This window comes from Gordonia hydrophobica NBRC 16057 (assembly GCF_001592365.1).
Taxonomy (GTDB): Bacteria; Actinomycetota; Actinomycetes; order Mycobacteriales; family Mycobacteriaceae; genus Gordonia; species Gordonia hydrophobica.
The window spans coordinates 36904-50432 of the sequence record NZ_BCWU01000013.1; the positions used below are offsets into that span (position 1 = coordinate 36904).

The 13529-nt window shown below is 67.7% G+C and carries 13 protein-coding genes and 1 tRNA gene; 9 read left to right on the forward strand and 5 right to left on the reverse strand.

The annotated features are described in order from the left end of the window. The first annotated feature begins 64 nt into the window (after positions 1-64). Together GH2_RS18270 and GH2_RS21805 are read left to right on the forward strand one after the other, a co-directional pair. Positions 65-152 (forward strand) — tRNA-Ser (locus GH2_RS18270). A gap of 163 nt (positions 153-315) precedes the next feature. Further along, positions 316-909 (forward strand): PepSY domain-containing protein, encoded by a 594-nt coding sequence (locus GH2_RS21805; protein ID WP_066171468.1) that lies wholly within the window; start codon positions 316-318, stop codon positions 907-909. A 30-nt stretch (positions 910-939) separates the two neighbouring features. On the opposite strand, the gene GH2_RS18280 is transcribed toward GH2_RS21805, so the two are convergent. Further along, a complete protein-coding gene (locus GH2_RS18280) occupies positions 940-2013 on the reverse strand; it encodes a D-alanine--D-alanine ligase family protein (protein ID WP_066171470.1) in 1074 nt (357 codons plus the stop codon). A gap of 39 nt (positions 2014-2052) precedes the next feature. Between GH2_RS18280 and GH2_RS18285 the strand changes: the two genes are divergently transcribed. Beyond that, positions 2053-3369 (forward strand): UDP-N-acetylmuramoyl-tripeptide--D-alanyl-D-alanine ligase, encoded by a 1317-nt coding sequence (locus GH2_RS18285; RefSeq protein WP_066171472.1) that lies wholly within the window; start codon positions 2053-2055, stop codon positions 3367-3369. Between the two features lie 24 nt (positions 3370-3393). Here GH2_RS18285 and GH2_RS18290 read toward each other — a convergent pair whose 3' ends face one another. Further along, positions 3394-3849, reverse strand: a complete 456-nt coding sequence (locus GH2_RS18290; RefSeq protein WP_066171474.1) for a hypothetical protein — start codon at positions 3847-3849, stop codon at positions 3394-3396. Positions 3850-3904: 55 nt separating this feature from the next. Here GH2_RS18290 and tgt point away from each other — a divergent pair, with 55 nt between their 5' ends. The 6 genes from tgt to GH2_RS18320 all read left to right on the forward strand — a co-directional run bounded on the left by tgt (position 3905) and on the right by GH2_RS18320 (position 10392). Beyond that, a complete protein-coding gene (gene tgt, locus GH2_RS18295) occupies positions 3905-5143 on the forward strand; it encodes a tRNA guanosine(34) transglycosylase Tgt (protein ID WP_157086143.1) in 1239 nt (412 codons plus the stop codon). Positions 5144-5300: 157 nt separating this feature from the next. Continuing rightward, positions 5301-6290, forward strand: coding sequence for a type IV toxin-antitoxin system AbiEi family antitoxin domain-containing protein (locus tag GH2_RS18300; RefSeq protein ID WP_066171479.1), 990 nt, complete (start codon positions 5301-5303; stop codon positions 6288-6290). A 152-nt stretch (positions 6291-6442) separates the two neighbouring features. Continuing rightward, positions 6443-8023 (forward strand): AAA family ATPase, encoded by a 1581-nt coding sequence (locus GH2_RS18305; protein WP_066171482.1) that lies wholly within the window; start codon positions 6443-6445, stop codon positions 8021-8023. A 60-nt stretch (positions 8024-8083) separates the two neighbouring features. Continuing rightward, positions 8084-8959 carry a catechol 1,2-dioxygenase gene (gene catA, locus GH2_RS18310; RefSeq protein ID WP_066171484.1) on the forward strand — a complete coding sequence of 292 codons (876 nt, stop codon included), beginning with the start codon at positions 8084-8086 and terminating at the stop codon, positions 8957-8959. Between the two features lie 12 nt (positions 8960-8971). Beyond that, positions 8972-10084, forward strand: coding sequence for a mandelate racemase/muconate lactonizing enzyme family protein (locus GH2_RS18315; protein ID WP_372434576.1), 1113 nt, complete (start codon positions 8972-8974; stop codon positions 10082-10084). Positions 10085-10107: 23 nt separating this feature from the next. Beyond that, positions 10108-10392 carry a muconolactone Delta-isomerase family protein gene (locus GH2_RS18320; protein WP_204701000.1) on the forward strand — a complete coding sequence of 95 codons (285 nt, stop codon included), beginning with the start codon at positions 10108-10110 and terminating at the stop codon, positions 10390-10392. Here GH2_RS18320 and gluQRS read toward each other — a convergent pair. From gluQRS to GH2_RS18335, 3 genes are read right to left on the reverse strand one after another with little or no spacing between them, the layout of a single operon-like run. Next, positions 10382-11302, reverse strand: coding sequence for a tRNA glutamyl-Q(34) synthetase GluQRS (gluQRS, locus tag GH2_RS18325; protein ID WP_066171487.1), 921 nt, complete (start codon positions 11300-11302; stop codon positions 10382-10384). The two genes, GH2_RS18320 and gluQRS, sit on opposite strands and share 11 nt — an antisense overlap. Positions 11303-11305: 3 nt before the next feature. Continuing rightward, positions 11306-12826: a DHA2 family efflux MFS transporter permease subunit gene (locus GH2_RS18330; RefSeq protein WP_066171490.1), complete on the reverse strand. Its 1521-nt coding sequence runs from the start codon at positions 12824-12826 to the stop codon at positions 11306-11308. Continuing rightward, positions 12823-13446 carry a PadR family transcriptional regulator gene (locus tag GH2_RS18335; protein ID WP_066171691.1) on the reverse strand — a complete coding sequence of 208 codons (624 nt, stop codon included), beginning with the start codon at positions 13444-13446 and terminating at the stop codon, positions 12823-12825. The genes GH2_RS18330 and GH2_RS18335 overlap by 4 nt, the downstream gene beginning before the upstream one ends. Between the last annotated feature and the right edge of the window lie 83 nt (positions 13447-13529).

Below are 13529 nucleotides of genomic sequence, written 5' to 3' on the forward strand. Positions count from 1 at the left end.
ACGTTGAAATAAGCGCTGACCTGCCGATTTCGTACTGATGACCCACTGCGGTACAGTTTTCCGCGGTGGCGTGTCCGAGCGGCCGAAGGTGCAGCACTCGAAATGCTGTGTGCGGTGACCCCGTACCGAGGGTTCAAATCCCTCCGCCACCGCCGAGGGCCCCGACCTGCAGTGCAGGTCGGGGCCTTGTCCAATTCTCCGGCGTCCAATTCTCCGGCGTCCAATTCGCCGGCGTCGGCGGTTCGGTCGTTTTCGCGGCGACGTTCGACGAATTCCCGATCATCCGCCGGCCGATCGGGTTTACCGTTGTCGACTATGGACATCCGGAAGCGCGCCATCACGGCCGTCGCCGTCGCCGCGATCGGTCTCCCCCTGCTCGGTGCGTGCTCCGAGAACCCCGGCGAGCCGGCGAGCACGTCGACAGCCACCGTCTCGCAGTCGGAGTCCGCCGCGCCGACCGGTCAAGCGCTCGATCTGGCCACCAACCCGGTCTCGGTGAGCCTGGATCGGGCGATCGCCGTCGCAGGCAGGGAGTTCGCGGGCAAACCGGTCTCGGTCCGGTTGCAGCGGTTGACCGGGGCGCCGCAGTACCAGGTCACCCTGGTCTCCGACACGCAGGAGGCGGAGATCGACATCGACGCCGACACCGGTGAAGTGCGCGGCAACGACGTCGACCCGCTCGAGAAGGACGACTTCTCGGACGGTGCCGAGCCGTTGACGACGAACGGCCTGGTTCATGCCTCCGTCGCCATGGACGCGGCCACGAAAGCGCTGCCGGGCGCCGTCTCCGAATGGGAGTTGAAACGGCGCGGCAACCGGATCGTCTACGAGATCAGCGTCGACACCACGGCGCCGGACGACGACGTGCTCGTCGACGCTCGGTCGGGCAAAGTCCTCACCGTCGACTGATCCTCGGTCCAGCGGAGCGCGCCGGCGCCGTCAGTGCTCGATAGAGAAGGAGCTCCGGCGCCGATGAACCTCGATCGCCAGGGTCACCAGGCGATCGATGAGATCGGGGTACTCGATGCCGGTGGCCTCCCACATCTTCGGGTACATCGACGCGGGCGTGAAGCCGGGAATCGTGTTGACCTCGTTGAGCAGCCAGCCGCGACCGTCCTCCTCGTAGAAGAAGTCGACACGGGCCATGCCGGTGCAGCGGAGTGCGACGAATGCGTCGGCGGCGTACTCGCGGACCTGCGTGATCGCGTCGTCCGACAGTTTGGCGGGGATCATCAGTTCGGCGTTGCCGGTGACGTACTTGTCCTCGTAGTCGTAGAAGTCGCTGCCGGGCTTCACTTCGCCGGGGAGCGACGCGTCGGGCGCGGTGTTTCCCAGCACCGCCACTTCCACCTCGCGGCCGTTCACGGCTTCCTCGATGACGATGACGTCGTCGTACCGCAGGGCCAGGTTGAGGGCGGAGTCGAGCTCGTCGATGGTCGCGGCGCGGCTGACACCGACCGACGAGCCCATGTTCGCGGGTTTGACGAACACCGGGAAGCCCAGGTGATCGGCGACGTCGGTGAGGATCTGGCGGGCGTCGGTGACGCCGTCGCGGAAGGTCAGCCACTTGCACTGCGGGATGTTCGCGCGCGCGGCGATCTCCTTCGCCATCGCCTTGTCCATGCACAGTGCCGACGACAGCACACCGCAGCCGACGTATGGGAGTTTGAACAGCTCGAACATGCCCTGGACGGTGCCGTCCTCGCCGTGCGGACCGTGCAGGAGGGGAAAGACGACGGTCAGATCGTCGGGCTCTCCGCTGAGGACGTCGAGCGGTGCGACGGCGGGCCCGTCGATGTCGAGGCTGTTCGGCAGTTCGGCGCCGGCCGCGAGGGCCTCGGCCATCGCGTCGTTGCGGTGCCACACACCGCGCTTGTCGATGCCGACCGGAATCAGTCGGTACTTGGACCGATCGGCGGCGGCTAAGACATGGGCGGCGCTCACTCGGGAGACATCGTGTTCGGCGGATACACCGCCATAGAGGACTACGAGCCGGATGAGGGGGGTGCTCATGGGTGCAACGATACGTCCTTGCTTGTAGCGTTGTTTGCCGTGCGTCTCCTAGCAAGCCAGATAGCCGCCGCGACCGGCGGAACCCTCCACGGACCGGATGTCTCGGTCGATTCCGCGAGCATCGACTCGCGGACGGTGCGCGAGCGTCAATTGTTCGTGCCGATCGTCGCCGCGCGCGACGGCCACGACTTCATCGCGTCCGCGGTGGCGGCGGGAGCGCCCGTCTACCTGACCGATCGTGCCCCCGATCCGGCGGTCGCGGCGACGGCCGTGCAGGTCGCCGACACCGCCGAGGCGCTCGCCGATCTCGGTCGACACGTGCGCGCCGGGGTGCCGGGCAGCGTCGTCGGCGTCACCGGATCGGTCGGCAAGACCTCCACCAAAGACCTGCTCGCCGGCGTCCTCGCCACCACCTTCCGCACCGCGGCCAGCGAGAAGTCGTTCAACAACGAGCTCGGTCTGCCGCTGACCCTCCTGGGTGCGCCCGGCGATACCGAGGCCGTCGTCCTGGAGATGGGGGCACGCGGCATCGGACACATCGCGCAGTTGTGCTCCATCGCGTCACCGACCGTCGGTGTCCTGACTCGGGTGGAGGCTGTCCACCTGGAGATGTTCGGCAGTCTCGACGACGTCGCACAGGCGAAGGGCGAGTTGGTCGAATCGCTTCCGGCCGACGGTCTGGCCGTGCTGAACGCCGATCACGCGGTCGTCGCGGCGATGGCGTCACGGACGTCGGCGCGCGTGCTGACCTACGGGCTCGCCGGCGGCACCGACGTGCGCGCCACCGAGGTGGTGCTCGACGACGAGCTCCGCGCGAGCTTCGTCCTCCACAGCCCCTGGGGCAGCACCCCCGTCCGGCTCGGCGCCCGCGGCGAGCATCAGGTGGGCAATGCGCTCGCCGCCGCTGCGGCAGGCGGCGGGGTGGGCGTGTCGATCGAGAAGATCGCCGACGGGCTGCTCGGCGCCGACCTGTCCGGGCTACGCATGGAGATGAGCACCACCGCGGGCGGCGCCACCGTGATCAACGATGCGTACAACGCGAATCCCACCTCGATGGGTGCCGGGCTGTCGGCGCTCGCCCGGCTCGACGCGCGTCGCCGGTTCGCGGTGCTCGGGACGATGGCCGAGCTCGGCGCCGACAGCGACGCCGAGCACCGCGGCGTCGCGCAGCAGGCGCGCGAGCTGGGCATCGAGGTGATCGCGGTCGATGAGCCCGCCTACGGCGACGGCGTGCAGCATGTGACCGGCATCGACGGCGCCGTCGACGCCCTCGGGACGCTCGGCGACGGCGACGCCGTCCTCGTCAAGGGAAGCCGGGTCGCAGAACTGGAACGCGTCGTCGACGCGTTGAGCTGAGCCGGCCCGGCCGAGACCTTCCCGCTACTGGACCATGAGGGCGAAGGCCTGACTGCCCTTGGTACAGCGTGCCATCTCGCCCGCGGTGTTCGAGGGGCCGCAGTCCCAGCCGGAGACGGTCTGCGGAGCGCCGGTCGCGATCAGCGGTCCGTACTCCTTGGCGATGCTCTTGGCGACGTCGCAGGTCAGATCACCTTCGACGATGTGGATGTACAGCGCACCGTCGGGGCCCTTGGTGGCGCCGCATGTCTTGTCGCCGTCGCTGGTGGTCGATTCGTCGGTCTGGACGGCGGTCGTGCTGGACCGTGGTTTCGGCCCACCGACGACGGGCACGCTGGAATCGCTCGGCGGTGTCATGACGGCGGGTGTCGAGCCGTCGTTGGACGACGCGGCTTCGTTCTCCGAACCGCAGGCGGTACCGGCGAGGGCGATCGAGGCGCCGAAAAGGACGGTCGCGGCCAGTTTCATCGTGCGAGTCATGGTTCAACGCTAACGAATTTGAGCAGTCCCGCACACTGCTGGGACAATCGCAGCCGTGACTTCCAGCCTTTTCACTCCGCGCGCCACCCTCGACGGCACGGCCGGTCGGACCGGAACCATCACCACCCCGCACGGCGAGATCGCGACGCCTGCATTCGTCCCGGTCGGGACCAAGGCCACCGTCAAGACGGTGCTTCCGGAGTCGGTCGCCGCGCTCGGCGCGCAGGCGGTGCTCGCCAACGCCTATCACCTGTACCTGCAGCCGGGGCCGGAGATCGTCGACGAGGCGGGCGGTCTGGGGCGGTTCATGAACTGGCCGGGACCCACCTACACCGACAGCGGCGGCTTCCAGGTGATGTCGCTGGGCGTGGGATTCAAGAAGGTCATCTCGATGGACGCCGTCGGACCGCAAGACGACGGGAAGATCGCTGACGGCAAGGAGCGGCTGGCCGACGTCGACGACGACGGCGTCACCTTCAAATCGCATCTGGACGGCTCCATGCACCGCTTCACCCCCGAGGTGTCGATGCAGATCCAGCATCAGCTCGGCGCCGACATCATCTTCGCGTTCGACGAACTCACCACGTTGATGAACACCCGCGGCTACCAGGAGTCGTCGCTGGAGCGGACCCGGCAGTGGGCCATCCGGTGCCTGGCCGAGCACAACCGGCTGTCGTGCGAGCGCAGCCACCGGCCGCAGCAGGCGCTGTGGGGTGTCGTGCAGGGAGCGCAGTACGAGGATCTGCGACGTAAGGCCACCCGCGATCTCGTCGAACTGAGCCGCATCGACCGCGAGAACGGCGGCAAGGGTTTCGGTGGCTACGGCATCGGCGGTGCGCTGGAGAAGTCGAATCTGGGTACGATCGTCGGCTGGGTCACCGATGAACTGCCCGACGACGCCCCGCGTCACCTGCTCGGCATCAGCGAGCCCGACGACATCTTCACCGCCATCGAGAACGGCGCCGACACCTTCGACTGCGTCTCGCCGACGCGGGTGGCCCGCAACGGGGCCATCTACTCGTTCGACGGCCGCTACAACATCACCAACCGCAAGTACCGCAACGATTTCGGGCCGCTCGACGCCGAACTCGACAACTACTCGACGCAGTACACCCGCGCATACTTGCATCACCTGTTCAAGGCGAAGGAAGGGCTGGCGTCGACTCTCGCGACGCTGCACAATCTGTCGTTCACGATCACTCTCGTCGACCGCGCCCGCGCCGCGATCGAAGACGGCACCTACTTCGAGTACCGCGACGACTTCCTGGCCCGCTACTACGCGGGGAGCCGATAGCACCGTCGCGACTCCGCGTCGATCAAACAACGGTGTTCCTGGTGACGGACATACCGTCACCAGGAACACTGTTGATAAGTCATCGGATTCGCCGAAATCATCCACATGCGCCCTGACCCTTCACCGCGCGCAGCGGGCCGGCGCCAGACTCGTCTCCATGGGGGCTCCAGACACCGCTTTCGCGCGGTTGCGTTACCTACTCACTAGACAGTCGGGCGTCGTCGCGCGCGAGCAGGTCTTGGCGTGCGGGTTCGATTCCGCGTTCATCCGACGCAGACTCGACCGCCGCGAGTGGCTGCGGATCTACCCGGGCGTCTACATCACGCACACCGGACCGCTCACCTGGACACAGCGCGCGTGGAGCGTCGTTCTTCATGCCGAGCCTGCGGCACTCAGTCACGGGTCGGCGTTGCGGGCGGCCGCAGGCAGGCCGGACGCCTTCGACGACGCCGGCCCGATCCACGTCACCATCGCGTCGGGTCGACGCTTCCTCGCCAAGGAGGGGATGGTGCTGCACCACCGTGCGAATCTGGTCGACGACGCACTGATGAACACTGCGCCGCCGCGCGTGCGCGTGGAGGAGGCCGTCCTCGACCTCGCCGCGGAGGCAACCACCGAACTCGGAATGATCTCGGCGCTGGCCGACCCGGTCCAGGCCCGCCTGACGACGGCCGACCGACTCCTCGGCGCACTCGCCCGACGTTCCCGCATCCGACACCGCAGCGCGATCAGCGACATTCTGATCGACGTCCGCGACGGCTCCTGCTCGACGCTGGAACATCGATTCCTGACGCGTGTGGAACGACCGCACGGACTGCCCGCGCCGGCGCGGCAGACGCCGACCGGAGTCGGCCGCCCAGGACGTCGCGATCTCGAGTACCCCGAGTTCGGGCTGATCGTCGAACTCGACGGGCGACTCTTCCACGACAACGCCCTGGCCCGTGCTCTCGACATGGAGCGTGACCTGGACGCGAACGCCTTCGCAGACAAGGACAGTGTCCGACTCTGCTGGGTCCAAGCCGCCGAACGATCCTGCACGACGGCACTCAAGCTCGGCGTCGTGCTGCGGCGGCACGGATGGACCGGACATCCCCACCCGTGCACATCGCCCGACTGTGCCGTCCGCAATCAACAGTGTTCCCAGTGACGGACATACCGTCACCAGGAACACTGCTGATTCCTAGCTCCGAACACTAGTATTGAAAACATCTTAATAACTGCAAACTAAGTAATTTCCTATTCCTATTCACGGCGATAGTGTGATGCACAACGCACAACTCGACGTGGAAGGGAGAGGTCATGCTCGTGGCGCCGACGGCGGTGGTGCTGGCCACCACTTCGGGAGACCTGCAGCCCGCGCGGACGCAGGCGCAGAACTGGCGGTCGGCCGAGATCGCAGTTGCCCAACGCGACCTGACCGACCTCGCTCTCGACGACCTCGCGACCACCGCAGACCAGACGGGCGAGCACAGCTTCGCCCGCGCGGTCTCCGCGGTTCGCGCGGCGCGCATCGGCGACTTCGCGGCCGTCCCGCACATCGACGCGGGCGTCGAGATCCTGCGGACCTTCCTGCAGCACGAGATGATCGACGGCTGGCTGTACATCCGCGAGTCCGACGGATACCTGCACCCCTACCTGGTGACCGCCATCGTGATGGAGCACGCCGACCGCACCCGCGGCGCGCGGATCAAGATCACCACCGAAGCCGACAATCCGACGGTCAAACGGCCGTCGCGCGCTCCCCGCCTCCTCTACTTCGACGAGACCGAAGTGGTCGGCAAGACTCCTGCCGACATCCTCACCGCGGGCGGTGCGTACAAGGAGACCGCGGCCCTGCGCGCCGAGTACGATGCGCGCCGGGCCGCCTTCCAGACCGCCATCGACGACGGTTTCGGGCAGCAGTACCTGTTCACCGGCCGGGCTCTGCGCACCGACGACTACCGTTCGCCCAACGCCCGCACCGACCGCAAGGTGGTGCACGACGTCGCCCCCGACGAGATCGCACCGCTCCGCGCAGTGGCCGCGTCGGTCCTGTGGCCCGCTGCCGAGTTCGGTCCGATCCCGGTCATCACCGCCGTCCGCGTGTTCGACCTCGCCGCGCAGGACTTCCTCGACGTCAACACCGGCGATCTGCAGCCCTACCGCTACGACCGCGACCTTCAGGACAAGCTGGTCCTGCCGCCCGAACACAGTGAGCTCCTCGACATCCTGACCACCGACATCTCGGTGTTCACCGGCGACATCATCGACGGGAAGTCGGCGGGGAACGTCATCCTCGCCAAAGGGCGCCCCGGCGTCGGCAAGACGCTCACCGCCGAGGTCTACGCCGAAGTGATCGGTCGTCCGCTCTACTCGATCCACTCCGGCTCGCTCGGCATCACACCCGAATCGGTCCGCAAGAACCTGGAGATCATCTTCGACCGCGCCAAGCGCTGGGAAGCGGTCCTCCTCCTCGACGAGGCCGACGTCTTCGTCGCCGAGCGCGGTTTCGAGCTGAGCCAGAACGCCATCGTCGCCGAATTCCTCCGCACCCTCGAGTACTACGACGGCCTGCTGTTCCTCACCACCAACCGCGTCGACGGCGTCGACGAGGCGATCCTCGCGCGCTGCGCCGCCGTCATCGAATATCACGTCCCGGACAGCGCGTCCGCGCGCCGCGTCTGGCAGATCCTGGCCGCGGGCAACGGCATCGAGCTCGACGACGAACTGCTCGACGAGCTGGTCGCGGGCTTCCCGGAGATCACCCCTCGCGACATCAAGATGCTGCTCCGGTTGGCCCTCCGGATGGCTGCGCACCGCGGCGTCGCACTGAGCCCCGAGGTCTTCGCGAGCAGCGCGACGTTCCGCGGAATCACCTTCCTGCCGCCCGACCGGCGGTGACCGACCCCGCCGCGCCGGCAGCCACGTCGCGGCACCTCCCACCAGAGAAAGAAGCACCCCATGACCGACACCAGCTTCCACGCAGAAGTCACGGCCAAGGCCGCCGACTCGGGCGCCAATGCGTCGGCGCAGTTCCGTGAGCGGATGGCCGACGCCGGCGGTCGTTCCGGCGTCGTCGACACCGCCCGCGTCGACTTCCTGGCCTCGAAGGTCGTCAAGTCGCTCAACGACATCGTGCTCGAGGAGAAAGTCAGCTACGACGAGTACAACGCTCTCAAGGCGTGGCTGATCAAGGTCGGCGAGGACGGCGAATGGCCGCTGTTCCTCGACGTGTGGTTGGAGCACTCGGTGGAGGAGGTCGCCAGCGAGCACCGCGAGGGCAGCAAGGGCACCATCGAGGGCCCGTACTACATTCCGAATGCGCCGGAACTGCCGTGGAACGGCACCATCCCCATGCGCGACGGTGAGCCGGGCACCCCGCTGGTCTTCCAAGGTCAGGTGCGCGCCGTCGACGGCCGTCCGCTGGGCGGCGCACGCCTGGAGATGTGGCATGCCGACGACCTGGGCTTCTACTCCCAGTTCGCGCCGGGACTGCCCGAGTGGAATCTGCGCGGCACCTGGATCGCCGACGACCAGGGCCGCTTCGAGATCCACACCATGCGTCCGGCGCCCTACCAGATCCCGACCGAGGGCGCGTGCGGTCAGCTGATCTCCGCCGCGGGTTGGCACGCCTGGCGTCCCGCCCACCTGCACTTCAAGATCTCGGCCCCGGGCCACGAGCTGATCACCGCGCAGCTGTACTTCCCCGGCGACCCGCACAACGACGACGACATCGCGTCCGCGGTCAAGCCGGAGTTGATGCTCGACCCGCGGGAGAACCCGGACGCCGACGGCTTCATCGCGGACTACGACTTCGTCCTCGACCCGGAAAAGTAGTGAGCCGAGTTCATGACTGATCTGGAAATCGCCTCCGTCGAGGCGATCCCGTACTCCATCCCGTACCGAAAGCCGCTGCGCTTCGCGTCGGGTGAAGTGACTCATGCCGAGCACGTGTTGATTCGTGTTCGCACCCGGGGCGGGCTGGTCGGTGTCGCCGACGCCCCGCCGCGGCCGTTCACCTACGGTGAGACGCAGGCCGGGGTGATCGCGGTGGTCGAGTCGCTGTTCGCCCCGCAGATCGTGGGAGTCGACGCCGACCGTCGCGACCTGATTCGTCAGCGACTCCACCGCACCGTCGGGAACCCCGTTGCGAAGGCGGCGATCGACATGGCGTTGTGGGACGTGCTCGGGCAAGCCTGGTCGATGCCGGTGCATCGCCTGCTCGGCGGCTTCACCGACACGCTGCGGGTGAGCCACATGCTCGGCTTCGACACTCCCGAGGCGATGGTCACCGAGGCCAACCGGATGCGCGACGTCTACGGCATCACCACGTTCAAGGTGAAGGTGGGACGCCGCCCGATCGACGCCGACGTCGAGGTGGTCCGTGCCCTGCGACAGACCCTCGGCGACAAGGCTGAACTGTACGTCGACGGCAATCGGGGATGGACGCCGTCGGAGTCGGCGCGAGCACTGGAACAACTCTCCGACGTCGGCCTGACGCTGGCCGAGGAACTCTGTCCGGCCGACGACGTCCTCGGCCGCCGCTGGCTGGTGAACCGCTGTTCGGTTCCGTTCGTCGCCGACGAATCGGTGTCGACACCCGCCGAGGTGACGCGCGAGCTGCTCGGCGGTTCGGCGACGGCGATCTCCATCAAGACGGCACGGACCGGCTTCAGCGGGTCGAAGGAGATTTTGCACCTGGCGACCGGACTGGGCGTGGAAGTGGTGATGGGCAATCAGATCGACGGCCAACTCGGGACCGCCTGCACCGTGGCGTTCGGCGCCGCGCACGAGGCCACGAGCAGCCGTGCCGGAGAGCTCTCGAACTTCTTGGACATGTCCGACGATCTGCTCACCGAGCCGCTCGAGATCATCGACGGTCACCTCACCGCGCGCACCGGCCCGGGCCTCGGCGTCACCGTCGATCCGGACAAGCTCGCGCACTATCGCACCGACAACTGAACCGAAAGGCTGGTCAGCAGACAATGCCCCTGTACGCCGTACGCATGGACGTCGCGATTCCCGACGGCCTCGACCCGCAGCTCGTCGCGGACACCATCGCCCGCGAGAAGGCCTACAGCCAGGAGATCCAGCGCGGCGGGGAGTGGCCGCACATCTGGCGCTGTGTCGGGGAGTACTCGAACATCTCGATCTTCGACGTCGCCGACAACGAACGCCTGCACGAGATCCTGTGGGGCCTCCCGCTGTTCAAGTGGATGACCTGCGAGGTCACGGCACTGGCGACGCACCCGTCAGACATCAACGCTTGACCGAGGCGGGGCGGGGCACGAAGATCCACGGCTCCCTCGGCAGCCGTTCCGGGCTGAACCGCTCCTGCAGGACGGGCATCGTCACGCGCTCGCCCTCCGCCGCCAGTCCCAGCGACGCCGCGATCACCGACAGCACGCCGCCGGCGTCGACGCCCTGCGCAGCGAGGTCGGCCATCGTCACGGCGCCGTCACGTTTGGCCAGGCGCGCACCGTCGCGATTGAGCACCATCGGGACATGCGCGTACTCCGGCGGGCGGTGCCCGAGCAGGGTCGCGAGATAGGCCTGTCGCGGGGCCGAGGTCAGCAGGTCGTCGCCGCGGACCACCTGGTCGATGCCTGCGGCGGCGTCGTCGACCACCACCGCCAGGTTGTACGCGGGCGTGCCGTCGTTCCGGACGAGGACGAAGTCGTCGACGTCGCCGGTGAACTCACCGTGGAGTCGGTCGTGCACGGTGAACGACGCGACGTCCGCCCGCAGCCTGATCGCGGCCGGCCGTTCGGTGTGACGGCGTGCCCGCTGCGCCGCGGTCAATTCGCGACAGGTTCCCGGATACGCACCCTGCGGGGCGTGTGGAGCGCTGGGCGCCTCGAGGATCTCGCGGCGGGTGCAGAAACACTCGAACGTGGTTCCTGCGCTGACCATCTCGTCGATCACCGAGCGGTAGGCGTCGCGACGACGGGACTGGTAGTGGACCGGCTCGTCCCAGGTGAGACCGAGGGCGCGCAGATCGGCGAGTTGGCGGACGTCCGCTCCGGGCTGCACGCGATCGAGATCTTCCATCCGCATCACGAAACCGCGGTCCGTCGCCGTGGCGAACAGCCGGGCGAGGACCGCGGTGCGGAGGTTCCCGATGTGCAGATCGCCCGAGGGCGACGGCGCGAAGCGACCGGAACCAGGCAGCGGAGGCATGCCCTACACGGTAGTGTCGGCAGGCTTCTGGTCGGCGGGCCGGTAGCCGCGTCGGGTGCTTTCGGGGCGCACCATGAACATGACTGCGATCACGCCGACGAGCATGACGGCGGCGGGCAGCAGCAACGACTGCGCCATCGCCGTGGAGAACGGATCCACCAGGAACGACGGGAGAGTCCCCGTGCCGACGGCGTCGGTGCTGCCGCTTCCCGCGGGCATGTTGGCCTCGAGCCGGGACTGCATGGCTGCGGCGATCGCCGCGGATCCGAGGACGGAGCCGATCTGGCGCGTCGTGTTGTAGATGCCTGCCCCGGCGCCGGCCTGTCGCGGGGGCAGGTTGCGGGTCGCGGTCGTGGCCAACGGCCCCCACATTCCTGCGTTCGCGATGCCCATGAGTGCGGCCGGAAGCAGGAACATCCAGATCGGTGTGTCGGCGTTCGTCATCGACGCGTACCAGAACAGCGTGGCGCTGTAGAGCCCCAGCCCGGGGACCAGGAGGTAGCGCGGATCGGTGCGGTCCAGCAGTTTGCCCGCGAGGGGCGCCAGGACGCCGGCGAGGACCGCCATCGGGATCAACAGGAGTGCGGACTCGGTGGGCGTGAGCCCCCGCGCCACTTGAATGAAGAACATCATCGGCAGGGTCATGCTGGTGACGGCGAAACCGACGACGGCGATCCCCGCGTTGGAGAGGGAGAAGTTCCGATCGCGGAACAGTTCCAGCGGGACCAGCGGTTCGCTGGTGGTCCGCGACTGCTGCCAGAGGAAGAACGCCATGACGGCGACGCCGCCGACCACCATCGCCCACACCCAGGTGGACCAGTCGTACTTCTCGCCCTCCTGCAGACCGAAGACGAGGAGGAACATCGCGACCGTGCTCATGGCGACTCCGACCATGTCGAATCGGTGCGGGTGAGTCTCCAGCCGCGGGACCAGTCGCCAGGCGGCGACGAAGCCGATGACGCCGACCGGCACGTTGATGATGAAGATCCATTCCCAGCCCGCGTGATCGACGAGCAGGCCGCCCGCGAGCGGACCGACCAGCATCGCCACGCCGGCGACCGACCCCCACAGTCCCATGGCGGCGCCGCGCTGGTGGGCGGGGAAGGTTCGGGTGATGACAGCCATCGTCTGCGGGGTGACGAGTGCGGCGCCGAGGCCCTGCACCGCGCGGAAGGCGACGAGCATGACCAGGGAGTTCGAGAGCCCGCAGCCCAGTGAGGCGAGGGTGAAGACCGTGATGCCGATCAGGTACATGGTGCGTGGACCGAACCGGTCGCCGAGGCGGCCGGTGATGAGCAGCGGTACCGCATAGGTCAGCAGGTACGCGCTCGTCACCCAGACCACGTTGTCGAGGTTGTTGGTGTCGGGATCGAGCGCGGACTTGATGGCGGGGTTGGCGACCGACACGATCGTCGTGTCGACGAGGACCATGAAGAAGCCGATGACCAGCGCCCAAAGGGCGGGCCAGGGGTTCTTGGGGAGTTCGGGCGCTCCGGTCGGGGGCGCGGAGGAGTCGGAGGTCATGAGCGAGTACCCGTCGGGTCGTCGGTGCGGTGGGCGGTCGGTGGTGCGTCGGAGACACCCCAGACGAAGTCCGGATCGGCCAACCGATCCAGCAGGGCGTCGATCCAGTGCAGGTCGGTGGCGATGAGGTGGCTCTGTCGGTCCACTTCGATGAGAAACTGCTCGGGCACGCCGCGTTCGAGCGCGTCGGCGAGGCCGTCGCGGTGCCGGTCGAGGTCGGCGGCCAGGGCGGTGCGACGCCGGGTGAGGAGTTCGGTCACCTCGTCCCGATCCAGGTTGTGCGCCTCGGCGAGGGCGATGCGGAACTGTGCGGGATGAGTGTCGAGCGGGAGTTGGGTGCGGACCCAGTCGACGACGGCGTCGCGGCCGGCGTCGGTCAGCGTGTACGTGGTGCGTTCTGGACGGTTCCCGTCGCGGTCGACGCCCACCTCGTCGACCAGTTTCTGCTCGTGAAGCCGGCCGACGGTGTGATAGAGGGTCCCGTTGGTGATCGAGACCATGCGGTCGTCGCGCCGTTTCCGCAGCAGTCGCGACATCTCGTAGGGATGCATGTCGCCCTCCCTCAGGAGGGCGAGCACCATCACGCCGAGCGGCGTCAGACGCAGCGAATTAGTCGGCATCAAATACTCCATGTCATATAGTCCATATGGACTATAAGGCCGCCGATTCGACGGGTCAACAGTCGATTCACGCCGTCCCGGAC